Here is a 21,754-nt window from a genome sequence, read left to right on the forward strand (position 1 = left end):
GGCGCTTCGGGCCCCGGCGGGCGGATCTCCCGTCAGCGGGGCCCGCGGCTCACTCGGCGCGGATGGCGGCCAGCAGGCCCGCGCCCACCGGTACCAGCAGCGGGATCAGCCGCTCGTCCTCGCGTACCAGCCGGCCCGCCTCCCGCACGCCCGCCGAGTCGGGGTCGGAGATCGCGAGCGGCCCGTCGGATCGCGGATGGCCCGCCAGCGCGTTGTTGCACACCACGATGCCGCCTTGGCGTAGCAGCCGCAGGGCCTCCAGCAGGTAGTCGGGGTACTCGCTCTTGGCCGCGTCGACGAAGACCATGTCGTAGGCGCCGTCGGTGAGCCGCGGCAGTACGTCGAGGGCGCGGCCGTGGATCAGCCGGGCGCGGTTGGCGGCGAAACCGGCGCGCACGTAGGCGTCGCGGGCGTGCTCCTGGAACTCGGGTTCGACGTCCACGCTGGTCAGGATCCCGTCGGGCCGCATCCCGCGCAGCAGCCAGATGCCCGAGCTGCCGCATCCGGTCCCGATCTCCACCACCGCCCGCGCCGCGATGGCCGCGGCCAGGAAACGCAGCGCCGCGCCGCTGGCCACGCCGACCGGATCGGCGTCCGCGCGCTGGCCGACCTGCCGGGCCGTGGCGAGGACGTCGTCCTCCGTGGCGTACTGCTCGACGTGGGCCACTGTGTCGTCTCGGCTGGCGATGACGGCCTCCCCGCGCGTGTGACGGACTCGATCGACGGTCACGACCGTCACACACGGTCATGGCGTGACTACGGCCGGACATTGTCCCCTGGCAAAGCGTAACCCGGGAGCGCTCCTCAGGCGGTCACGGGAACTTAATCGGCCCCGCGTGGCGTTGGAATCGGGGAGGGCTCGCCCGTCCGGATCCTCCCGTTCACCCCTCTCGGGACACCGTCCCGTCGACCCGACACGGGAGGCGCCGGCCGTGGCGGCCGAAGTCGACAACGACGCGGTCGACGACGCGAACGAACCGGCCGCGCCGACGAAGGGAGCGCTGGTGGCAGACCCCGATTCTGCCGTTGACTTCGAGCAGTGGGAACCCCCCAGCTGGGACGAGGTCGTCCGCACCCACTCCATGCGCGTCTACCGGCTCGCCTACCGGCTCACCGGCAACCAGCACGACGCCGAGGACCTCACCCAGGAGGTCTTCATCCGCGTCTTCCGCTCGCTGGCCAACTACACCCCCGGCACCTTCGAGGGCTGGCTGCACCGGATCACCACGAACCTCTTCCTCGACATGGCCCGCCGGCGGGCCCGCATCCGGTTCGAAGGACTCGCCGACACCGCCGACGAACGCATCTCCAGCCGCGAGCCGTCCCCCGCGCAGGCGTACGACGACCGGCACTTCGACGCCGACATCCAGGCGGCCCTCGACGCGCTGCCCGCCGAGTTCCGCGCCCCCGTGGTGCTCTGCGACGTCGAGGGCCTGTCCTACGAGGAGATCGCGGCCACGCTCGGGGTCAAACTCGGCACCGTGCGCAGCCGCATCCACCGTGGCCGCGCCCAGCTGCGCGCCGCGCTGGAGCACCGTCGGCGCCTCACCGGCCAGCGCGGCGTGGACGGTACCGACAGGAGCGGGGAGGCGCTGCCCGACGGCGGCACGTCCCCGGTGGCGACCCGGGAGGTGGAGGGCTGATGAGTCACTTGGGGGAGCGCATGTCCGCCCTGGTCGACGGGGAGCTGGGCCATGCGGAGCGCGAGCGTGCGCTGAGCCACCTGGCGGTCTGCGAGTCGTGCAGGTTCGAGGCCGAAATGCTGCGTCGGCTCAAGCGCCGGCTGAGCGGGCTGGGGGCGCCCGAACCGTCGATGGACTTCATGGGGCGGCTCGCCGGGCTGTCCGCGGACGACCGCACACCGCCGGACGATGACACCCCCGATTCCCCGTTCGGTCCGCCGCCGATGCCCTCGCGCGGGTTCCTCGAGGGGCTGGCGCGCCGCACGGCCGACCCTGCCGGGGAGGTCGCGCCGCGGAGCGGGTTCGGTTCGATGCCGCCGCTCGGGTCGAGCCGGCCCATCGGTGGCGGACTGCCACGCCGCGGCGGACCCGACGACGACGGCACGCTGTTCGGCGGCGGGACCGCCCTGGCCACGCTGCCCGCCGATGACCGCCCGGATCAGCCCGCCGAGGAGAGCCCCCGGCCCGCGCGGCGCGCCGCGGAGGGCATGGGAGGGCTCGCCCGGCTCCGGCCGGGCTGGGGGCGGACCCGGTTCGCGGTCGCGGGGGCGTCGGTGGTGGCGCTGACCCTCGGCACCGCGTTCGTGGTCGGCGGCCAGCAGCGCGACACCCGGCCGGTGACCCCGGCGCTCTCGGAGTTCGCCGTCGAGCACGCGCTCACCGCCCGGCAGGCGACGCTGCCCGACCCTGCCGCGGTCACCGCGGTCGACGTCGTGCGGGCACCCAGAACGGGAGGTGAGCACGGTGGCCTCGGAGCCGTCCCCGCCTCGGCGGACGGCTCCGGATCGGGCGAGACGGCCGGCCGGCGGTGACGGCGGGCGCTGTCGGCAGGCGGCGGAGCTGGCGGGTGATCGTGCTCGCCGCCATGCTGTGCTGCCTGCTCTGTCTCCTGGCGCTCACCGGCTCGGGCAACGCGCTGGCGGGACCGCCGGGTCCCCCGGACCAGGAAGCGGACGGAGTGGCGGTCCTGCGCCGGGCCGTGCGGGCCGGTCAGGACGTCGCGTACGAGGGGGTCCAGCTCATTTCGGCGCGGCACGGCTCAGGGTCGGACAGCGGGCTGATCGACGTCGTCAACCGCCCCGGTGAGGGCGTGTCCTTCAGCACGCCGGACGCCGCGCCGGTGCTGAAGGCGGCGCCGTCGCCGCTGGACGCCGACGGCAAGCTGCTCGACCTGCTGCGGACCAACTATGAGGTGGTCCGGGCCGGCACGGGCACCGTGTGCGAGCGCCGCGCCACCATCGTGGAGGCGCGCCGCGGCGACGGCACGGTGGCCGGGCGGTTCTGGGTCGACGAGGCCACCGGGCTGCTGCTGCGCCGGGAGACCTTCGACTCCGACGGGCAGGTGGCCCAGGTGAGCACGTTCGTGTCGATCGACTTCGATCCCCCGGCGCGCACGCTCACGACGGAGGACGGGGCCGAGCCCTGGGGCGACGTCATCACCTCGGAGGAGCGCGCCGATCTGCGCGGCGACGGCTGGCGGCTTCCGGACCGGCTCACCGACACCGTGGTGCTGGTCGAGGCGCGCACCACCGGCCGCGGCGCCGACCGGGTCGTGCACCTGTGCTACTCCGAAGGCATCTCGGTGATCTCGGTGTTCGTGCAACGCGGCCGGCTGGCCGCCGACCCCGGCCCCGAGGACGCCGCCGGCCTGCGGCCGGAACAGCGGGACGGCCGCACCGTCTACGTCAGCGAGAGCGGTCAGGAACGGCGCCTCTGGGAGGACGACGGGTTCGTGTACACGATCATGGCCGACGCTCCTCCCGAGCAGGTCGACGTCGCGGTGGACGCGCTGGCGTCCCCCGACGGCGCGGAGATCCTGACCCAGGTGGGCCGCGGTTTCGGGCGCCTCGGCGGGTGGCTGTGGACCATGGCCCCGTGAGCATCGGGGGACACGGCCGTGTTTCTGATCGTGTTTCCTGACCGTGTCTCCTGGTCGTGTTCACCGGCTCGCTTCCCTGCGCCGCCGGTGCGGGCGGCCTTCGGCCATGGCATCGACGGCTCCGGGCGCTCGACGGCTCACACTTCGCGTGGCGGAGGCTTTTGCAGGGAATGAACCAGGCCTGGATCTGGTCGGATCAACTTTTGGGCAGAATGGTGCACTCTGGGTGGGATTCGGGCCGCCGACCTGATGGGGCGGTTCCGGGTGGGGTGCCTGCTACGAACCGTTGATCCTTTAACTAACTGCTTATGTTGTGTGCGCCATGATGTGGAGGCGCATCGACAGACGGAGACCACATGACCGACGACACCGGACAGCGCGATCCGCACGAGGGAGGGCGGGACTGGCCGCCACCGTCGCAGGACGGGGCGGATGCGGACCACACGACCGCCGGCCTCCCCTCTGCCGGCCGCACCGCTCCGGAACCGGCCGAACCGTCCCCTCCGCCGGGCGCGCCACCGCCGACGTGGCCGGGCGATCCCGCCGCCGACCGCCATGCGCAGGAGGCCCCCGGCCACCAGCACGCCGCCGGGCCACCCCCGGGAAGCGGGGCGTACGCCGGACCCCCTCCGGGGGAGCCCAGCGGCGGCACGCTGTGGGGCGGCCAGGGCGCGCCCACCGGCGGCTGGCCGGGAGCCGCTTGGTCGGGCGGCGGGCCGGGGTATCCGGGAGCGCCGCCCCCCGCACCGACTCCGGGCGCCATGCCGCGGCCGCGCCGCTCGGTGTCGCTGCGCGCCGCACTTCTCTCCGTGCTCGCGGTGGGCCTGCTCTCCGGTGGAGTCGGCGGGCTGGTCGGCGGACTCGTCGCCGAGGACCGCATGACCGGGGCCGCGGGCAACCTCAGCAACGACATACCGAGCGACACCCCGAGCCGGCCGCCGGACACCATCGCCGGCGTGGCCCAGCGGGTCAGCCCGAGCGTGGTGTCGATCCGCGGCTCCGGCCCCCAGGACTCCGGCAACGGCTCCGGGTTCGTCATCCAGGACAACTACGTGGTGACGAACAACCACGTGTCCGCGGCCCTGGAGGGCGGCGGGATCGAGGTCGTGTACAGCGACGGCCACTCCAGCCCCGCCACCGTGGTCGGCGCCGCCCCCGGCTCCGACCTCGCCGTGCTGGAGCTGAGCGACCCGCTGGACGTCGACCCGCTGGAGTTCGGTGATTCCGACGACGTCACCGTGGGCGACACCGTGATCGCGATCGGCGCTCCGCTCGGCCTGGACGGCACGGTCACCACCGGCATCATCAGCGCGGTGGACCGGCCGGTCACCGTGGGCGAGACCGGCGCCGAGACCTACCTCAACGCCCTGCAGACCGACGCCGCCATCAACCCCGGAAACTCGGGCGGGCCGCTGGTCGACGCCCAGGGCCGGGTCATCGGCGTCAACTCGGCTATCGCCACCATGGGCGGCGGGATGACCGGCGAACAGTCCGGGTCCATCGGCCTCGGGTTCGCCATTCCGGCCGCGCAGGCCCAGCGGGTCGTCGACCAGCTCATCCGGACCGGCGAGGCGCCCTACGCCGTCATCGGCGCGGTCCTGGACATGCGGTACCAGGAGAGCGGTGCGCTGATCAGCACCGACAAGGCTGCCGGCGGCACCGCGGTCGTCGGTGGCGGCCCCGCCGACCGGGCCGGCCTGCGCTCCGGTGACGTCATCGTGGAGTTCGACGGCGAGAGCGTTCGCGACGCCAACCAGCTGGTCTCGATGATCCGCGACCGGACACCGGGCGACGAGGTGGAGATCACCTACCGGCGCGACGGCGAGGAGCGGACGACCGAGATGACCCTCGGCTCGTCGAACGAGTGAGCCCACCGGCCGCCCGCAGTGCGGGCGGCCGGAGCTTCCGGGCCGGACCCCGCGCAGGACGGGGACCCGGCCCCCCTTCCGTCAGGCGCTCGGGCGCACGCCCGCGCGCCGGTGCAGCGCCAGCGTGCCGAGGACGGCCACCAGCGTGCCCACCACAGGCGGGATGAACCAGCCCGCCTCGCTGCACCACCAGGCCGCGAGCGAGGCGGCGGCGTACACCGCCACCACGTCCCACCGCACGGCGGGCAGTGTTGCCTTGTCAGGCAGCACGCCGCGTCGGCGGAGCAGGAAGTCGCCGATGATCACCCCGCCCAGCGGCGGGATGAGGATGCCGAGCCAGGTCAGGTAGCCGATCAGGTGGTCGTAGATGCCCGTGACCGCCAGCGCCGTGCCGATCACCACGCACGCCAGCACCCACGGCTTGCGGGATCGGGTGTTGAAGATCTCCGCGCCGGCCACCCCCACCGCGTACGCGGTGTTGTCGTTCGTGGTCCAGATGTTCGCGATCAGGAATACCACGCCCCACGCCACCAGGCCGAGCTGGAAGAGGACCAGGACGAAGTCGCCCTCGCCGAAGGCCAGCGCGCCGACGGCGCCGCAGGCCAGCATGAGGAGCTGGCCTGCGAAGAAGGCGATCAGGCAGGACCAGAATCCGGCGGCCGGAGAGCGGGCGAAGCGTGTCCAGTTCGGTGCCTGGGTGCCGCCCGAGGCGAAGGTGCCCACGATGACGGTCACCGCCGCTGTCATCGACAGGGTGGTGGTCGGCTCGATCGCGGCGAGCCCGGCCAGGCCGCCCGTCTCGGCGAGTGCCCGCCAGCTCACCCAGCCGGCCAGCACGAGCAGCAGCGGCACCGAGACCACCGACAGCCAGTACATGCCCTGGTAGCCGATGTACGCGGTGACCCCCATGACCGCGCCGGACAGCACCATGACCAGTGCGGCGCCGAGGTCGCCCCACCCGGCCACCTGCGCGACCAGCTGACCAACGGTGGCGATGGAGACGCCGTACCAGCCGACCTGGGTTCCGCCGAGCAGCAGTGAGGCGAACTTGGCGCCGCCGGTACCGAGCGTGTAGCGCGCCATCATCACCGTGGTCAGGTTGCTGCGCGCGCCGACCCAGCCGATGGCGGCCACGTAGAGGCCGAGGATGAGCGAGCCGAGCACGAGCACGCCCACCAGCGGCCCGAGCCGGAAAGCCGCGCCGACCTGGGCGCCCGCCAGCATAGTCGGGGTGAACAGCGTGAAACCCGTCAGGACCACGGCAAGCGAGAAGAGCGAGCGCCGCGCGTGCGGGGGGACCGGATCGACCGGGTAGTCGGGGTCGCTGGCCGGGGCGGGGCGCCGTTCGGCCGCCGGGGCGGCGGGAGCGGTGGCCGGACCGCGAGAGGTTGCGTGCTCTTCGACGGATTCGCCGCCGTCGGCCGGCACGCTCACGCCTCATCCTCCTCGCCGATGTCCTCGTTCCACAGCGACGGATGGGCGGCGATGAAGTCGGTCATCAGCGCCACGCACTCGGCGTCGTCGAGCAGGACGACCTCCACACCGTGCTCGGCCAGCCAGTCGTGGCCGCCGTGGAAAGTTCGGGCCTCGCCGATCACCACGCGGCTGATGCCGAACTGGCGGACCAGGCCGCTGCAGTACCAGCACGGGGACAGCGTGGTGACCATGGTGGTGCCCGCGTAGGAGCGCTGCCGGCCGGCCGCCCGGAAGGCGGCGGTCTCACCGTGCACGGACGGGTCGCCGTCCTGCACCCGGCGGTTGTGGCCGCGGCCGAGGACGGAGCCGTCCCGGCCGATCAGTGCCGCGCCGATGGGGATTCCGCCCTCGGCGAGGCCGGTCCTGGCCTCCTCGACGGCGATCCGCAGCCAGTCGGCGTAGCGCGCGGTGTCGGTGTCGGTCATGCGGGTGTGCTTCCTTTCGGCGGCGCGGACGGCGGAAGCGGGCGGCCGGCGCCGCGGTCACGGCGCCAGGAGACCATTCCGGCTCTCGCTCCGACAAGGGGGCGATTTGGGTGATTCGCCCCAGATGTTGCGCTGACCCTATCCAGCGACCTGCGCCGACGGGACATCACGGCGATGTGCGCCCGGACACGCCGCAGGCCGCCACCGCGGCGGTGGCGGCCTGCGGCGACCGGGGCGGGCGGTCGCTACCGCCGTGCCGGGGTGATGCCGAGCTGGAGGCCGGACAGGCCGCGCGGCTTGCCCACGAGTTCGTCGGCGACCTTGCGCAGCACCTGGGCGGCCTCGGCGTCGGGGTCGCTGAGCACGAACGGCCGTCCGGCGTCACCGCCCTCGCGCAGGCCCATGTCGAGAGGGACCTGGCCGAGCAGCGGCACGTCGGCGCCGAGCGCGCGGGTCAGGCCCTCGGCCACCGTCTGGCCGCCGCCCTCGCCGAACAGGTAGGTGCGCTCCGTGCCGCCCGGGGTGACGAAGTAGGACATGTTCTCGATGACGCCGGCCACGCGCTGATGGGTCTGCGCGGAGATGGCACCGGCGCGCTCGGCCACCTCGGCCGCCGCCTGCTGCGGGGTGGTGACCACCAGGATCTCCGCGCTGGGCAGCAGCTGGGCGACCGAGATGGCGATGTCGCCCGTGCCGGGCGGCAGATCCATCAGCAGCACGTCCAGGTCGCCCCAGAAGACGTCGGCGAGGAACTGCTGCAGCGCCCGGTGCAGCATCGGGCCGCGCCAGACCACGGGCTGGTTGCCCTGCGTGAACATGCCCACCGAGATGACCTTGATGTCATGGGACACCGGCGGCAGGATCATGTCCTCGACCTTGGTCGGGCGTCCCGTGACGCCCAGCATGCGCGGGACCGAGTGGCCGTAGATGTCGGCGTCGACCACGCCGACCTTGTGACCCTGCTCCGCCATGGCCGCCGCGAGGTTCACGGTGACCGAGGACTTGCCGACGCCGCCCTTGCCGGACGCCACCGCGAACACGCGGGTCAGCGAGTTGGGCTTGGCGAACGGGATCTCCTTCTCGGCCTGTCCCCCGCGCAGCTTGGTCTGCAGCGCCTTGCGCTGCTCCTCGCTCATCACGTCCAGGTCGACGGCGACCCGCGCCACCCCCGGCACCTTCGAGACGGCGCCCGCGACGTCCTTCTCGATGCGGCCCCGCATCGGGCAGCCGGCCACCGTGAGGTAGATGCCGACGCGTACGCCGCCGTCGTCACCGATCTCGACGCTCTTGACCATGTCGAGGTCGGTGATGGGACGGCGGATCTCCGGGTCCAGGACGGTCGCCAGGGCCCTGTTCACCTGCTCGGTGGTGGGTGTGGAGGACATGTAACCCATGGTACGTAAGCCGGTGGCGCCGCAGCACCGCAGGCGAGTGAGCGGCCGTGCGTCGCGCGCCCGGACCGCGGCCGGACGGCCCGCCGTGCCGCTGACCTGAGCCGGAACCGGCAGGCCGCCCTGCTCTTAACGCGGTGATTACATCGACCGCTAGTAATCTCGACAAACGATGGGAAAAGCGCCGCCACCGCCCGGCTCGCCCTGGCCGACCGAACCCAGGGGCCCAGGCCCGCACGCCCAACCGCGATCGTCGCCGGCCTGGGCGTGGCCGCCCGAGCCCACGGCCGCGCACGGCACGCACGAGGCGGTGTGGACGTGGCCGCCGCCACGGCCGGCCCGTCCGTCCCGGGTGGCCGCGCCGCCGCCGGGCAGCGAGTTCCATCGGCTCGCCCGCACCGCCCGGTTCCGCTGGTGGGTGCCGCCGCTGGCGCTGGCCACGGCGGCCGCGCTCTCCCAGCTCATCCAGGTCCCCATCGGCCTGTTCGCCGGGCTGATGGCGCTGGCCTCCGGTGGCCCTCTCGACAGCGGCGTGCTGTTCGGGTCGGCGGTCCCCGACCTCGCCGTGCGGCTGGCCGTCGTGGCGCTGCTGCTGCCGTCGGTCCTGGTGGCCGCCCGGTTCGTCCAGTGGCGCCGGATCGGCACCCTCTCCTCCGTTGAGGGGCGGCTGCGCGTGCGGTGGCTGCTGGTCTGCACGGGGGTCGCCGCGGGTTGCGTCGCGCTGACCATGGTGGTCATGTTCGCGATCCCCGGCACCGGCCCCCGGGAGGCGTCGGAGTCCTTCGTGGGAGCCGGCGAGTTCGCGCTGGGCATGGCGGTGGTGCTGCTGCTCGTGCCGTTCCAGTCCGCGGGGGAGGAGTACGCGTTCCGCGGCTTCCTGCTCCAGCTCGTCGGCGGCTACGGCGCCCGGCCGGGCGAACTGGCCGCGAGCGGCCGTGCCGACGGGCCACTGCGCCGGTTCCTGCGCGGTCCGGCACCCGCCATCGTCGTCAGCGCGGTCGCCTTCACCCTGCTGCACACCTACGGCGGGTGGGCCACGGCCGAGGTGCTGCTGTTCGGGCTGGCCACCGGGTGGCTCGCCTGGTACACGGGCGGGCTGGAGGCCGGCCTCGCGCTGCACGTGCTGCACAACATCGCCGGGTTCGGGCTGTCCGCCTACGCGGGGGCGCTGGACCCGCAGGGAACCGGGAGCGGGAGCTGGCAGAGCCTGGCCGGCACGGTGCTCGAGGTCGGGCTGTTCGTGCTGCTGGTGGTCCACCTGGCCCGTCGGCGCGGTCTGCGCCGGGTCGTGCCCGGCGGACACGCCGCACTGCCGGCGGCCCCGGCCGGTGGCCCCGGGCCGCACGCCTCCGCCGGACGGTCCCGCCTGCCCGGCGGCGGCGATGCGTCCGTGGCCCCCTCCGTCGACGCGTCCGCGGCCACGCCGGTCCCGGACCGCCGGCCGAGACCGCGACCGCGGCGATCCTGACCCGCGGCCGGCGGTGACGTTTTCCCACAGGTGAGTCGGGTATCACCTCCGCAGTCATGAAGTCAGACCCGTCGTGCCCGCGATGCGGACGTCCCGTCCACCCGCCGAACCTGTGGTCGAGCGCGTGGCAGTGCGACGCGCACGGGCCCGTGGCTCCCCTGCAACCGCTGCGCGACCCCAGTCCCGCCACGCTGGAGCTGATGCTCGTCACCGCCGAGGTGCCGGTGTGGATCCCGTGGCCGCTGCCGACCGGCTGGGTGGTCACCGGGTTCGCCGAGGCCGGCGACGAACGCAGCGGCGCGCTCGCCGTGGCGGTCGCGCTGTCCGGTCCGGCGCCGCTCGGCGGGGTCGGTGAAATGGTGGCCGTCGCCGAGGACCCGGGCATCGGGTTGGCCGCGCGGCTCGCGGGGCTGGAGGGGCCCGATCCCGGAGACGGTTTCGACTCGGGCCCTCCGGCCGGCAAGATCCGGCACGATGGCCACGAGATCGCCCTCTGGGGCGTGCCGGCCGGCGACGACCACGCCGTCTACGCGGGCGAGGCGATGGCGAGCTGGCTCTGGCTGGTCTTCGCGCCCGCCGACGCCGGTGTGCTGATGTGCGAGATCAGCGGGCTGCGCGATCTCCGGGACCGTAACGACGGCGGTGCCGCCCTGGAACCTCCGTTCGGGGCGCCCACACCGTTCCTGTACGACCGGCTCCGCGCACGCGGCTGATCCGCCCAGGGCCGCTCCGTTCCGGTCCCAGCTCCCTAGAATCGGTGCGATGCGCATCGATCTGCACGCCCACAGCTCCGTCTCCGACGGCACGGACGCCCCGGAGGCCGTCATCGATCACGCGGTCGCCGCCGGACTGGACGTCCTGGCGCTGACCGACCACGACACCGTGGCCGGGCACACCGCCGCCGCGGCGCACCTGCCGCCCGGTTTCACCCTCGTCCCGGGCATGGAGCTGTCCTGCGTGCACCACGGCGCCAGCGTGCACCTGCTCGGCTACCTCTTCGATCCGGCCGCGCCCGAGCTCGCCGCCGAGTTGCGCCGGATCCGGGAGGACCGCGTAGTGCGCGCCCGGGGCATGGTGCGGCTGCTCCGCGAAGCGGGGATCGACGTCACCTGGGACCAGGTGCGCGAGATCGCGGGAGACGTCGGCGGGGACGACGTGGTCGGCCGTCCGCACATCGCCCGCGCGCTGGTCGCGGCCGGCGCCGTCGCAGACGTCCAGGACGCCTTCGACCGGTGGATCGGCTCCGGCCGCCCGGCCTACGTGGCGCGCTACGCTCTCGATCCGGTGCGCGCCGTGCGCCTGATCCGTGCGGCCGGTGGAGTGTGCGTGCTGGCGCACCCGGCGCGTGGCGAGGGGGCACTGACCGGGCCCGTTCCCGACGACCTGGTGCGCCGGATGGCCGAAGCCGGCCTGGGCGGCATCGAGGCCGACCACCCCACGCACGATGACGCCGAGCGCGCATACTGGCGGAACCGCGCGGCCGAACTCGGGCTGGTCGTCACCGGGTCCAGCGACGACCACGGCGAGCTGACCGGTCACCGGCTCGGCTGCCGGACCACCGACCCCGACGCCTACGCGGAGCTGATCGCGCCCGCGACCGGAGCCGCCCCGATCGTCGGCCGCTGACCTGGCCGGACGCGTCGGGAGAAGGTTCTCCGTCGCGGGAGCGACGCGGCGCGCGGTTTACTACGGTTTTATGCGTTGCGCGGGATGGTTCCTGTTCACGCTACCGAGTACCCATCCACGGTGTGGGACCGGAACAATGGGGCCCGCAGAGGTTGACAGTCGGACGGAATCGAAGGGTCGGCACCGTGTTCTGGAAGCGGAAGGGCAAGAAGCAGGACGGCGACGCCGCCGCCGCGGAGTCCGGCGGCGTCACCACGGCGACCGCAGACGAGAAGGACGCCGGGCCGGACCGGCCGGCCGGTCCGGCCGAAGCCGAGGCCACGCCCACGAAGGCGGAACCGGCCGCCGGCACCGAGCGGCCCGCCGGCGAGCGCACCGAGGCGGCCGGCGCCGCGGCCGAGACGGCGGATGCCGGCACCGGCGCGGACGGCACGGACTCCGCTGAGAGCGCGGCGGGCACCTCGGTCGAGGACGCCACAGCGGAGGAGAACGCGAAGGACGCGGACGGCGCGAGCCAGACGGAACCGGCCGGCGCCCGAGACGACTCCGCGATCCAGCTCGTGCGCACGTCCGGCGTGCTGCACGTCGACGGCGAGGACTTCGACGTCGTCAGCAACACCTGGATCGTGCAGGCCGACGACGACGGCGTCATCGTGGTCGACCCCGCGCACGACGCCGCCGCCATCCTCGAAGCCGTCGGCGAGCGCGAGATCTACCTGGTGGCGTGCACGAACGGCTACAACAACCACATCGGCGCGGCCGTCGAGGTCGCCGCCCGCGACGAGGCCCCCATCGCGCTGCACCCGCGCGAGCTGCGATCCTGGCGTAAGGTGCACGGCGTCGAGGCCCGCCCCGAGATGGAGGTCGAGGGCGGCGGCCAGCTGGAGGTCGGCGACCTCGAACTGGACGTCCTGCCCACCCCCGGCACCTCGCCCGGTTCGGTCTCCTACTACATCCCCGAACTCGGCGCGGTCTTCAGCGGCGACATCCTGCTCGCCGGGCGGCTCGGCACCGTCGGCGAGGGGTACGTCGACTACACCACCCAGCTCGCCTCCGTCGGAGAGATCCTGCTGTCGCTCCCGCCGGACACCCGGGTACTGCCCGACAGCGGCGACGAGACCACCGTCGCCGCCGAGTCCAAGAACTTCGACGACTGGGTCTCGGCCGACTGAGCGGTTCTCAGGGCCGCCGGGGCGCCTCCGCCCGGTTCCAGAAGTCGGTGAGCGCGCTCGCGGTGGTCTCCGGCGCCTCGACGCCGGGGGAGTGCGCCGCCCCGGGGATCACCACGCGCTCGGCCCGGAGGCGCTTGGCCATGGCGGCCTGTGCCTCCGGCGGCCAGACGTCGTCGTCCTCTCCGTAGAGAACGAGTTGCGGCAGCGGCGCCTCGGCGAGTTCGGCGGTGCGGTCGGGGGCCGTGGTGACCCCGTCGGCCATCCGCACCAGGCCGACCGGGCAGTTGCCGAGCATGCGGGCGCGCAGGAAGTCCGCGATCTCCTCACTGATGCCGCTGGCGCGGGTCGGCCCGTCCAGGTGCTGCCGCCAGATCTCGGTGAGGAGCTCGGCGGTGGGCGTGGGGCCGAGCGCGGCCATCAGCCCGCGGGCGTTGTCGGCCGACGCCCCGCCGACGCCGCTGGGTCCGGAGCTCATCAGAGTGTGAGAGAGCGGCGTGATCTCGCCGGACAGCACGACCTCGCGGGTCACCAGGCCACCAAAGGAGTGCCCCAGCAGGTGCACGCCGTCCTCGCCGAGCGCTCGGACCAGCGCCGCGACGGCGTGGCCCAGGGCTTCGCAGGTGTAGTCGGCGGGATCGCCGGTGCCAGGGGACTCGTACTGCCCGGGCAGGTCGATGGCGTGCACCCGCCGCCCGGCCTGGGCGAGCGTCTGGAGGATGGCGAGGAAGTCCTCCTTGCTCCCCGTGAATCCCGGCACCAGCACGGCGGACTGCCGTTCGCAGCCGCCGGCGGCGGGGACCGCCTCAAGAGTGGCGATCCGCCCCAGCGGAGTCGCGACGTCCACCCGCCGCACTCCGGGCGGAAGTTCCAGAAACCGAGGCGTACTCACGTCGGCTCACCTTAGACGATTTCCCGATTCGCAGCCGCTCGGGCTGATTTCCCGCTCCGCAGCCGCTCGGACGGACTTTCCCGTTCCGTGGCTGCTCGGACGGTCTTTTCCGCTCCGCAGCCGCTCGGACGGTTTTTCCCGCTCCGCAGCCGCTCGGACGGTTTTTCCCGCTCCGCAGCCGCTCGGACGGCTTTTCCCGCTCCGCAGCCGCTCGGGCTGGCCCCCCTCGCGCGGAGCGGCGGGTCACGCGGCCCCGGAGCCGGTCGAGCCGGCCCGGTTCCGTTCGTGACCCCGCGCGGTGCACCGGTGGCGCACCCGGTCAGTCCTGATCGCTGGACACCTCGACGCCGCCGCGGGTGCGGCGCCGCCGCCGCGACCTGCGGGCCGGGCGCTCAGCGGCGGACTCGGCGCCGCCTTCGACCGGCGCCTCCGCGGCCGGGGTCTGCTGAAGGGCGGTGTCGGTCCCGCCCGCGCCGGCCGCGGCACCGTTCCCGGACTCGGTCGCGTCGGCCGCCTGGCCGCCACGGGTCCGCTTGCGGTTGCGCGAGCGCCGCCGGCGTGGCTGTTCCTCGTCGCGGTCCCGGTGGCGGCGGCCGGTGTCGCCGATGTCCTCGACCTCCTCGGCCTCCAGCCCGGCGCGTTCCCGCAGTTCCTTGGCCAGCGTGCCCTTCGTCCCCGGCGGAATGCGCAGCGCCTCGAAGAAGTGCTCCGACGTGGAGTAGGTCTCGGGCGGGTCGGTGAACGGCAGGTCGAGCGCGGTGTTGATGAGCTTCCAGCGCGCCACCTCCTGCCAGTCGATGAAGGTGACCGCGGTGCCCGAGCGCCCGGCCCGGCCGGTGCGTCCGATGCGGTGGGTGTAGGTCTTCTCGTCCTCGGGGCACTCGTAGTTGACGACGTGCGTGACGTCGTCCACGTCGAGACCGCGGGCCGCCACGTCGGTGGCCACGAGCACGTCGATCTTGCCGTTGCGGAACGCGCGCAGCGCGCGCTCCCGCTGGCTCTGGCCGAGGTCGCCGTGCACCGCGGCGGCGGCGAAGCCGCGCCCCTTCAGCGCGGTGGCGACCTGGTCGCAGGCGCGCTTGGTCTGGCAGAACACCATGCTCAGCCCGCGGCCCTCGGCCTGCAGCAGCCGGGCGAGCATCTCGAGCTTGTCCAGCGGGTGGGTGCGGAAGACGTGCTGCTCAGTGCTGGCGGGCAGCAACTGCTCCGAATCGTCGTCACTGGCCCGCACGTGCGTGGGGCGGCGCAGGTAGTTGCGCGACAGCGCGACGATCTCGCTCGGCATCGTGGCGGAGAACAGCATGACCTGCCGCTCGGCCGGCACCTTGGTCATGATGCGTTCGATGTCGGGCAGGAAGCCGAGGTCGAGCATCTTGTCGGCCTCGTCGAGCACGAGCGCCGCCACCTGTGAGAGGTCGAGGTGGCGCTGGTTCTCCAGGTCGAGCAGCCGGCCCGGTGTGCCCACGACGATGTCGACGCCGTTGCGCAGTCCGGTGATCTGCGGTTCGTAGGCCCGGCCGCCGTAGACGGTCAGGATGCGGGCGCCGGTGCGCTTGCTGGCGGTGGCCAGGTCGGCGGCCACCTGGATGGCGAGTTCGCGGGTCGGGACCACGACGAGCGCCCGGGGGCTCCGGGGGCTTCCGGGCGCCGACTGCACCCGCTGCAGCAGCGGCAGGCCGAACGCGAAGGTCTTGCCGGTGCCGGTGCGCGCCTGCCCGATGATGTCGGTGCCGGTGAGCGCGAGGGGAAGTGCGAGGGTCTGGATCGGAAAGGGCTCGACGATTCCTTCTGCCTCCAGAGCGTCCGCGATGTCGGCGCTGACGCCGAGGTCGCGGAACGTCTGGCGGGTTCCTTGGGTGGGTGCTGCGCTGGTCAGGGCTCGTGCCTCCATCTGGGCTGGCCGCAAGGTCTTCGTGGCCTGGTGTGGCGCGGACGGGCTCGCCGTGGGCGAGCCGGACGCTCTCGCAGAGGTTCCCGGAAATCCCGGACCGAATCCGGCGCTGCTCACCGGGACCGTGGAGGTGTCCACGGGCCGGTGGCGCGGCTTCGTCGCTCTGCACCGTCGGTGCCGTCGGTCACGGATTCGCGATCGGCGCACGGCGTCCGCTGAGTTGTCTGCTGGTTGTCATGGTGCGCGGCGGAGCTGGTCGCGATCGTGCGGAACCGGGCCCGTCCGTGTGGACGTGCCGCGGTGCTCGCCGATCGCGTGGACTCCCGCGCTCGCCCCCCGTCGCTGGGCCCGGGTCGGCGCGGGTGCGATGACCCGGGCCGGTACCGCGGCCTCGGCGGTGGCGTGCGGCGGGGACTCCGCGCGGTGGCCGGCCGGTGCCGGTCACAGGGCGAGTGTATCCTGCGTGTTCCCCGGCTGGACATGCCGCTTTTACCACAGGACGGACAGTGCCTGAACCGTCCGCAGGTGCAACGACGCGGGCGTCCGGAAAAGTCCCGCGTGGGGCGCCGGATCCGGGAAAGGGCCCACCGTGGGGCGGCTCCACGGCTCGGTCGGCGGGGGCCGGATCGTCTACGCTTTCCGGTATGACGAACGGAACCGGAGCCGGCTCGCCGGCGCGTACCGCCGACTCCGCCACCGGTGCGGTCATCGACCTTCTCGGCCTGCTGGCCTACGCCGAACTCGTCTCCTTCTTCCGCCTCTCCGACGACGCCGAGCTGGCGCCGACGCTCGCCGACAAGGGAGAACTGGCCGGGCTGGCCGCCACGGAGTTCGGGCACTACCGCCTGCTGCACGACCGGCTGACCGAACTGGGCGCCGATCCCGAGGAGGCCATGCGGCCGTTCGTGGCCCCGCTGGACGACTGGCACGCCCGCACCCGGCCGCAGAGCTGGCTGGAGGGCCTGGTCAAGGCGTACGTGGGCGACGGGATCGCCGCCGACTTCTACCGCCAGGCCGCCGAGCTGGTCGACGAGCACACCCGCGAGCTGGTGGGCGGGGTGCTGATCGAGACGGGGCGCGCGGAGTTCGTCGCCGCCAAGGTGCGCGCCGCCGTCGCGGATGATCCGCGGCTCGCCGGCCGGCTGGCCCTGTGGGCGCGCCGCCTGGTGGGGGAGGGCCTCAGCCAGGCGCAGCGGGTCGCCACACACCGGCCGGACCTGGCCGAGCTGCTGGCGTCCTCGGCGGAGGACGAGGGCGAGTCCGCCGACCTCGCCGCGGTCGGCCGGATGTTCGCCCGGCTCACCGACGCGCACACCGCGCGGCTGCGCGCGATGGGCCTGGCGAACTGAGCCGCCGCCGCGTCCCGGCGGCGGAATTTTTTGGCCGCCCCGAATGTCTGAAACATGAGAAATGTTGATGTTCGCGGCTATCGCGGTCGGTTGGGGGACCTGTCGGTTGCGCCACAGATGACGCGAATGTTAGTAAGTCGCTATATAGTCGGTCACGTTCGCGTCCCCGTACCGTCCCTGAGGTATCCATTCATGCGCCGTGGGTTCTTCGTCGAGTGCCCGCTGACCCGGCTGTCGTTCGACATCGGGCACTTCGGGCTGCTGGCGGCCCGGGAGGACCCCGGATTCACCGCGGAGCTGGACCAGCACGCCGCCGCTGTCCGCGATTCGATCGAAGGCGACGGCCTGCGGGTGACCCGAAGCTCGCTCACCCATTACCTGCACGGTTTCGTCGACGGCTGCCGGGAGCGCGACCGGGGTTACGACAGCGTGGACTACGACTGGGAGACCCTCCGGCTGCTCGCCATCTGCCGGATGGCCAAGGAGTACGGATTCATCCGGTAGGACGCCGCAGTCGACCACGGTATCCCCGATTCCCGGCGGTTCCCGGCGATCCGCAAAGTGACCACGAGAACGCGTGCGCTGGGCGTACGCTAAGCGATGTCCCGGGTACCACCGCGCCGTGAAGCCTCCGTGGCGGGAACGGAAAGCCCGTCTCCGTGGCGGGAACGGAAGGCCCGTCTCCGTGGCGGGAACGGCAGGCGCGGTTCGCCGCCGCACGCGAGGGCGCGGTCAGCGCCGTGCGGCGCGGCGCTGCGAAGAGACCACCCGGATCTCCAGGGGGCCCGCCCCGCGACCGATGACGCGGACAGCTGCGCGCCGCGAGAAAGGAACAACGCATGAGGAGTGGCCGGCATGGGGCGGCGCGTCCACCGATCGGCGTCCTGGTCCAACAGGACCGCGTCGACTTCTCCCTCTTCGCCCTGCACGCCGTGATCGCGGTGGTCATCATGATCAGCACCGGCGTGGCGAGTGTGGCTTTCTGGCTGTCCTTCCTGTCCGTCATCGCCAGCGTCGTGCTGGCCGTGCGGCGCATCGACCGGCTGTCGCGTGAGGAGGTCGCCGACGAGGAGCTCCTCTGAACGCGTTCGCGACAACGGGCGAGGGCGAGGCCGCGCCGGCCCCGCCCTCTGGTGTCTCCGCCGCCGACGTCGGTCTCACGGCTGCGGGGGACGCTCCCGCTCCTGTGCGACGTCGTGCGGTGCCTCGGGCCCGGCCGGGCGGGCCGTCCGTGGCGGCGCCTCCTCGCGCTCGCCGGCGGCGGCCGGCGCGCCCATGGCGTCGGCACGTCCGCGCCGGTAGCCGGAATCCCGCACGCGGACGCTTTCGCGCTCCGCGGCGTCCAGCCAATTGGACCAGCGCTGCTGCATGGGGCGGACCAGCCCGCCGCCGACCCCGACGATCAGGATGCCGGCGAGCGTGGCGAGGACGGCGATCAGCACCGGCTGGGTGACGGTCGTGGCCACCTCGATCTGGTTCAGCGCCGCGATGACGCCGAGCGCCAGGATGAAGACGCCGGTGACGTTCGCCAGGAAGCGCCCGTAGGTGAGCCCGCCGAGCGCGGCGGCGATGAGGTCGCGGACGGCCTTGGCGATCAGCGCCGCGACCACGATGATCACGAGCGCCACCACCGCCTTGGGGATCCAGGCGACCACCCGGTCCAGCATCCTGGTGATGGGGTTGTTGGGCCCGAAGACGCTGAACGACAACTGCAGCACGATCAGCACACCGACGTAGTAGATGACCCGGCCGCACAGGTCGCTGGCGGTGAAGCGGCTGCGGCGCATGTACTCTCCGGCGCCCCCGCGTTCGAGAGCCCGGTCCAGCCCCGCTTTGGCCAGCCCCTTGGCGACGAGCCGGCCGATGATCTTGGCGATGATCCATCCGATGATCAGGATGACCAAGAAGGCCAGCAACTTCGGCCCGAAGGACACGATGGAACTCCAGGCATTGGCGAGTCCGCGTCCGAGATCGATCGCGGCGAGCGACGTGGACATGACGATCCTCCCCCGATGACGCCGGTTTACCGACAATCTGTGCGACAACCGGACAAAAGCGACATAAGCCGCTCATTGTGCGGGGGTACCCGGGGGAGGGGAGATCGAACCGTCGGAGCGCCGAACGCCGTCGGCGCCGGGACGTCAGCCGCGGGTGAGATCCCAGCCGCTGATGCCGCGCCAGGCCAGCCGGGCGATGAGCTGCTCGGCGGCCTCCTTGGGGATGCTGCCGTAGTTGCCCAGCCAGTACCGGGCACTGGTCTCGGCCATGCCGACCAGCCCCATGCTGAGCAGGTGCGCCTCGTCATCAGAGATGCTGGTGTCCTGCCGGATCACCTCGCCGATGAGATCGGCGCACCGGCGCAGGGTCTGTTCGGTCTTCTCGCGGACCGCCGGCAGGTTGCGCAGGTCGGACTCGAAGACCAGCCGGAAAGCCTCACCCTCACCGGCCACGAAGTCGAAGTACGCCCGGAAGCTGGCCACCACACGCTGGCGGTTGTCGTCGGTCGACTCCAGTGCCGCGCGCTGCTTCTCGACCAGGATCTCGGTGTGCTGGTCCAGGAGCGCGAGGTAGAGGTCGAGCTTGCCGGGGAAGTGCTGGTAGAGCACGGGCTTGCTCACCCCGGCCCGGTCCGCGATCTCGTCCATGGCCGCCGCGTGGTAGCCCTGCGCGACGAAGACCTCCTGGGCCGCGGCCAGCAACTGGCGGCGGCGGGCCAGGCGCGGCAGCCGTGTCCCGCGCGGACGGGCGTCTGAAGGAGCTGTCACACCCACACCCTCCGAACTTCACGCGGTCGGCGACCACGTGATCCAGTGAAGCCGAAACGTGCCGGGGGACGGTCGAACCGGTCGGAAACCCGGCATGTGCCACACAATCTTACTCGTCCGTAGGTTGGCGGCAGGCGGGATCGGCGCGCGATTCCCGTTCCGCGGTCGCCGGGCGGTTCAGGTGCCCCGCGGCGCCGGCGTCACTGGCGGTACTCCTCCTCGCCGGCATCGGTCTCGACCTCGACGGACTGCTCGACGGCGTCGGCCTCCGGCAGCTCCACCCCCTGCTCGATGTCGGGACCCCCGGCGGGTTCCTCCGGCCGGTTCAGGACCGCGGCGCGCTGCTCCGCGGTGTCGGCCTCGGGAGACTCGACCGAGGACTCCTCCTGGAGTTCGGGGTCCGCGGGCTCGGTCTCCACTCGCTTCGGGTCGGTCGCCACGGCTGAACACCTCCCGATGTCGCTCGTCGCCTTCCACGCTACTCGGCCATGTGGCCGTCCGGACCGGCCGCGGCCGTGCGGTCGGGTGGGCGGCGCGGTCGGGCGGCCGTCGGCATCCGTATCCCGGAATGGGAATGCGAAACCCGACCGCGTAGGTTGGAATGGGAGCAAGACCGATGCTCAGCCGAGTTCCCGGCTGGTCCCACCCGCGGGGTGACCCCGTCGCCGAGAGCCCACGCTGACACTGTCAACAGTCTGAGGAGCCGCTGTGTCGCTGCCGCCGCTGGTTGAACCAGCCGACGAGCTGACTGTGGACGAGGTACGCCGCTACTCTCGTCACCTCATCATCCCCGACGTGGGCATGGACGGCCAGAAGCGCCTGAAGAACGCCAAGGTCCTGGTGGTCGGCGCCGGCGGGCTCGGGTCGCCCGCGCTGCTGTACCTGGCCGCCGCCGGGGTCGGCACGCTCGGCATCGTCGATTTCGACGTCGTCGACGAGTCGAACCTGCAGCGCCAGGTGATCCACGGGCAGAGCGACGTCGGCAAGCCCAAGGCGGAGTCCGCCCGGGAGAGCATCGAAGAGGTCAACCCCTACGTCAACGTCGTCCTGCACAAGGAGCAGCTCGACTCTTCCAACGCGCTGGAGATCTTCCGCGGGTACGACCTCATTCTGGACGGCACCGACAACTTCGCCACCCGCTACCTGGTCAACGACGCCGCCGTGCTGCTGAACAAGCCGTACGTGTGGGGGTCGATCTACCGGTTCGACGGCCAGGTCAGCGTCTTCTGGAACGAGTACGGGCCGAACTACCGCGACCTCTACCCCGAGCCGCCGCCGCCCGGCATGGTGCCGTCGTGCGCCGAGGGCGGTGTGCTCGGTGTGCTGTGCGCCGCCATCGGGTCGGTCATGGTGAACGAGGCCATCAAGCTCATCACCGGCATCGGGGAGACCCTGGTCGGCCGGCTGATGATCTACGACGCACTGGAGATGACCTGGCGGACCGTGAAGGTGCGCAAGGACCCCGAGGCGGAGCCCATCACCGAGCTCATCGACTACGAGGCGTTCTGCGGCACGGTCTCGCAGGAGGCCCAGGAGGCCGCCGCCGGGTCCACCATCACCGCGCGTGAGCTGAAGGACATGATGGACCGCGGCGAGGACTTCTACCTGGTGGACGTCCGCGAGAAGAACGAGTACGAGATCGTCAGCATCCCGGGCTCGGTCCTCATCCCCAAGGGCGAGTTCCTCAACGGCGAGGCGTTCGGCAAGCTGCCGCAGGACAAGAAGATCGTGCTGCACTGCAAGTCCGGCGGCCGCTCCGCCGAGGCGCTGGCCGCGCTCAAGGGCGCCGGGTTCGCCAATGCGGTGCACGTGGGCGGCGGTGTCCTCGCCTGGGTGAACCAGGTCGACCCGAGCCTGCCCGCCTACTGATCGG

At 72.7% G+C, this 21,754-nt stretch carries 21 protein-coding genes; 12 read left to right on the forward strand and 9 right to left on the reverse strand.

Annotated elements, in window-relative coordinates:
• Window positions 1-49 precede the first annotated feature (49 nt).
• Entirely contained in the window at window positions 50-730 is a 681-nt protein-coding gene (locus tag ACFQRF_RS07835; protein ID WP_379870065.1) for an O-methyltransferase, read from the reverse strand.
• 274 nt (window positions 731-1,004) lie between these two features.
• Between ACFQRF_RS07835 and sigE the strand changes: the two genes are divergently transcribed.
• From sigE to ACFQRF_RS07855, 4 genes are all read left to right on the forward strand, one after another.
• The gene (sigE, locus tag ACFQRF_RS07840) at window positions 1,005-1,643 is read left to right on the forward strand and encodes an RNA polymerase sigma factor SigE (RefSeq protein ID WP_379870420.1); all 639 of its coding nucleotides are present in this window, start codon (window positions 1,005-1,007) and stop codon (window positions 1,641-1,643) included.
• On the forward strand, window positions 1,643-2,494 hold the full coding sequence (locus ACFQRF_RS07845) for a zf-HC2 domain-containing protein (protein WP_379870067.1): 852 nt from the start codon (window positions 1,643-1,645) through the stop codon (window positions 2,492-2,494). Before sigE ends, ACFQRF_RS07845 begins: the two co-directional genes overlap by 1 nt.
• Before the next feature lie 35 nt (window positions 2,495-2,529).
• A complete protein-coding gene (locus ACFQRF_RS07850) occupies window positions 2,530-3,561 on the forward strand; it encodes a sigma-E factor regulatory protein RseB domain-containing protein (RefSeq protein ID WP_379870068.1) in 1,032 nt (343 codons plus the stop codon).
• 761 nt (window positions 3,562-4,322) lie between these two features.
• Window positions 4,323-5,429, forward strand: a complete 1,107-nt coding sequence (locus tag ACFQRF_RS07855; protein WP_379870070.1) for a S1C family serine protease — start codon at window positions 4,323-4,325, stop codon at window positions 5,427-5,429.
• An 81-nt stretch (window positions 5,430-5,510) separates the two neighbouring features.
• Here ACFQRF_RS07855 and codB read toward each other — a convergent pair whose 3' ends face one another.
• The 3 genes from codB to ACFQRF_RS07870 all read right to left on the reverse strand — a co-directional run bounded on the left by codB (window position 5,511) and on the right by ACFQRF_RS07870 (window position 8,715).
• On the reverse strand, window positions 5,511-6,863 hold the full coding sequence (gene codB, locus ACFQRF_RS07860; protein WP_379870072.1) for a cytosine permease: 1,353 nt from the start codon (window positions 6,861-6,863) through the stop codon (window positions 5,511-5,513).
• Complete coding sequence (locus ACFQRF_RS07865) at window positions 6,860-7,330, reverse strand: nucleoside deaminase (protein ID WP_379870073.1); 471 nt, start codon at window positions 7,328-7,330, stop codon at window positions 6,860-6,862. Before ACFQRF_RS07865 ends, codB begins: the two co-directional genes overlap by 4 nt.
• A gap of 245 nt (window positions 7,331-7,575) precedes the next feature.
• Complete coding sequence (locus ACFQRF_RS07870) at window positions 7,576-8,715, reverse strand: Mrp/NBP35 family ATP-binding protein (protein ID WP_379870075.1); 1,140 nt, start codon at window positions 8,713-8,715, stop codon at window positions 7,576-7,578.
• A gap of 316 nt (window positions 8,716-9,031) precedes the next feature.
• Here ACFQRF_RS07870 and ACFQRF_RS07875 point away from each other — a divergent pair, with 316 nt between their 5' ends.
• From ACFQRF_RS07875 to ACFQRF_RS07890, 4 genes are all read left to right on the forward strand, one after another.
• Window positions 9,032-10,189 carry a CPBP family intramembrane glutamic endopeptidase gene (locus ACFQRF_RS07875; RefSeq protein WP_379870076.1) on the forward strand — a complete coding sequence of 386 codons (1,158 nt, stop codon included), beginning with the start codon at window positions 9,032-9,034 and terminating at the stop codon, window positions 10,187-10,189.
• Window positions 10,190-10,245: 56 nt separating this feature from the next.
• Window positions 10,246-10,902 carry a DUF6758 family protein gene (locus ACFQRF_RS07880; RefSeq protein WP_379870078.1) on the forward strand — a complete coding sequence of 219 codons (657 nt, stop codon included), beginning with the start codon at window positions 10,246-10,248 and terminating at the stop codon, window positions 10,900-10,902.
• A gap of 49 nt (window positions 10,903-10,951) precedes the next feature.
• Window positions 10,952-11,815: a PHP domain-containing protein gene (locus ACFQRF_RS07885; RefSeq protein ID WP_379870080.1), complete on the forward strand. Its 864-nt coding sequence runs from the start codon at window positions 10,952-10,954 to the stop codon at window positions 11,813-11,815.
• Between the two features lie 185 nt (window positions 11,816-12,000).
• Complete coding sequence (locus ACFQRF_RS07890; RefSeq protein WP_379870081.1) at window positions 12,001-12,987, forward strand: MBL fold metallo-hydrolase; 987 nt, start codon at window positions 12,001-12,003, stop codon at window positions 12,985-12,987.
• 7 nt (window positions 12,988-12,994) lie between these two features.
• Here the strand turns inward: ACFQRF_RS07890 and ACFQRF_RS07895 are convergent, their stop codons facing one another.
• Together ACFQRF_RS07895 and ACFQRF_RS07900 are read right to left on the reverse strand one after the other, a co-directional pair.
• Window positions 12,995-13,876 carry an alpha/beta fold hydrolase gene (locus ACFQRF_RS07895; RefSeq protein WP_379870082.1) on the reverse strand — a complete coding sequence of 294 codons (882 nt, stop codon included), beginning with the start codon at window positions 13,874-13,876 and terminating at the stop codon, window positions 12,995-12,997.
• Window positions 13,877-14,195: 319 nt separating this feature from the next.
• Window positions 14,196-15,767, reverse strand: a complete 1,572-nt coding sequence (locus ACFQRF_RS07900) for a DEAD/DEAH box helicase (RefSeq protein WP_379870084.1) — start codon at window positions 15,765-15,767, stop codon at window positions 14,196-14,198.
• 644 nt (window positions 15,768-16,411) lie between these two features.
• Between ACFQRF_RS07900 and ACFQRF_RS07905 the strand changes: the two genes are divergently transcribed.
• The 3 genes from ACFQRF_RS07905 (at window position 16,412) to ACFQRF_RS07915 (ending at window position 18,198) form a co-directional block, all read left to right on the forward strand.
• Window positions 16,412-17,116, forward strand: a complete 705-nt coding sequence (locus ACFQRF_RS07905; protein WP_379870085.1) for a ferritin-like fold-containing protein — start codon at window positions 16,412-16,414, stop codon at window positions 17,114-17,116.
• A gap of 192 nt (window positions 17,117-17,308) precedes the next feature.
• On the forward strand, window positions 17,309-17,620 hold the full coding sequence (locus ACFQRF_RS07910; protein WP_379870087.1) for a DUF6401 family natural product biosynthesis protein: 312 nt from the start codon (window positions 17,309-17,311) through the stop codon (window positions 17,618-17,620).
• 335 nt (window positions 17,621-17,955) lie between these two features.
• On the forward strand, window positions 17,956-18,198 hold the full coding sequence (locus ACFQRF_RS07915; protein WP_379870088.1) for a hypothetical protein: 243 nt from the start codon (window positions 17,956-17,958) through the stop codon (window positions 18,196-18,198).
• A gap of 75 nt (window positions 18,199-18,273) precedes the next feature.
• Here ACFQRF_RS07915 and ACFQRF_RS07920 read toward each other — a convergent pair whose 3' ends face one another.
• The 3 genes from ACFQRF_RS07920 to ACFQRF_RS07930 all read right to left on the reverse strand — a co-directional run bounded on the left by ACFQRF_RS07920 (window position 18,274) and on the right by ACFQRF_RS07930 (window position 20,321).
• On the reverse strand, window positions 18,274-19,092 hold the full coding sequence (locus tag ACFQRF_RS07920; RefSeq protein WP_379870422.1) for a mechanosensitive ion channel family protein: 819 nt from the start codon (window positions 19,090-19,092) through the stop codon (window positions 18,274-18,276).
• 165 nt (window positions 19,093-19,257) lie between these two features.
• A complete protein-coding gene (locus ACFQRF_RS07925) occupies window positions 19,258-19,881 on the reverse strand; it encodes a TetR/AcrR family transcriptional regulator (protein ID WP_379870090.1) in 624 nt (207 codons plus the stop codon).
• 200 nt (window positions 19,882-20,081) lie between these two features.
• Window positions 20,082-20,321 carry a hypothetical protein gene (locus tag ACFQRF_RS07930; protein ID WP_379870092.1) on the reverse strand — a complete coding sequence of 80 codons (240 nt, stop codon included), beginning with the start codon at window positions 20,319-20,321 and terminating at the stop codon, window positions 20,082-20,084.
• Window positions 20,322-20,589: 268 nt separating this feature from the next.
• Between ACFQRF_RS07930 and moeZ the strand changes: the two genes are divergently transcribed.
• Window positions 20,590-21,750 (forward strand): adenylyltransferase/sulfurtransferase MoeZ, encoded by a 1,161-nt coding sequence (gene moeZ, locus ACFQRF_RS07935; RefSeq protein ID WP_379870093.1) that lies wholly within the window; start codon window positions 20,590-20,592, stop codon window positions 21,748-21,750.
• Window positions 21,751-21,754 lie beyond the last annotated feature (4 nt).

This window comes from Marinactinospora rubrisoli, from assembly GCF_042664915.1.
Lineage (GTDB): Bacteria > Actinomycetota > Actinomycetes > Streptosporangiales > Streptosporangiaceae > Marinitenerispora > Marinitenerispora rubrisoli.

Coding starts and splice junctions, on each gene's coding strand:
- ACFQRF_RS07905 (WP_379870085.1), top strand. CDS start 16,412: ATGACGAACGGAACCGGAGCCGGCTCGCCGGCGCGTACCGCCGACTCC.
- ACFQRF_RS07855 (WP_379870070.1), top strand. CDS start 4,323: ATGCCGCGGCCGCGCCGCTCGGTGTCGCTGCGCGCCGCACTTCTCTCC.
- ACFQRF_RS07865 (WP_379870073.1), bottom strand. CDS start 7,330: ATGACCGACACCGACACCGCGCGCTACGCCGACTGGCTGCGGATCGCC.
- ACFQRF_RS07900 (WP_379870084.1), bottom strand. CDS start 15,767: ATGGAGGCACGAGCCCTGACCAGCGCAGCACCCACCCAAGGAACCCGC.
- ACFQRF_RS07910 (WP_379870087.1), top strand. CDS start 17,309: ATGCGCCGTGGGTTCTTCGTCGAGTGCCCGCTGACCCGGCTGTCGTTC.
- ACFQRF_RS07915 (WP_379870088.1), top strand. CDS start 17,956: ATGAGGAGTGGCCGGCATGGGGCGGCGCGTCCACCGATCGGCGTCCTG.
- ACFQRF_RS07885 (WP_379870080.1), top strand. CDS start 10,952: ATGCGCATCGATCTGCACGCCCACAGCTCCGTCTCCGACGGCACGGAC.
- ACFQRF_RS07870 (WP_379870075.1), bottom strand. CDS start 8,715: ATGTCCTCCACACCCACCACCGAGCAGGTGAACAGGGCCCTGGCGACC.
- ACFQRF_RS07845 (WP_379870067.1), top strand. CDS start 1,643: ATGAGTCACTTGGGGGAGCGCATGTCCGCCCTGGTCGACGGGGAGCTG.
- ACFQRF_RS07880 (WP_379870078.1), top strand. CDS start 10,246: ATGAAGTCAGACCCGTCGTGCCCGCGATGCGGACGTCCCGTCCACCCG.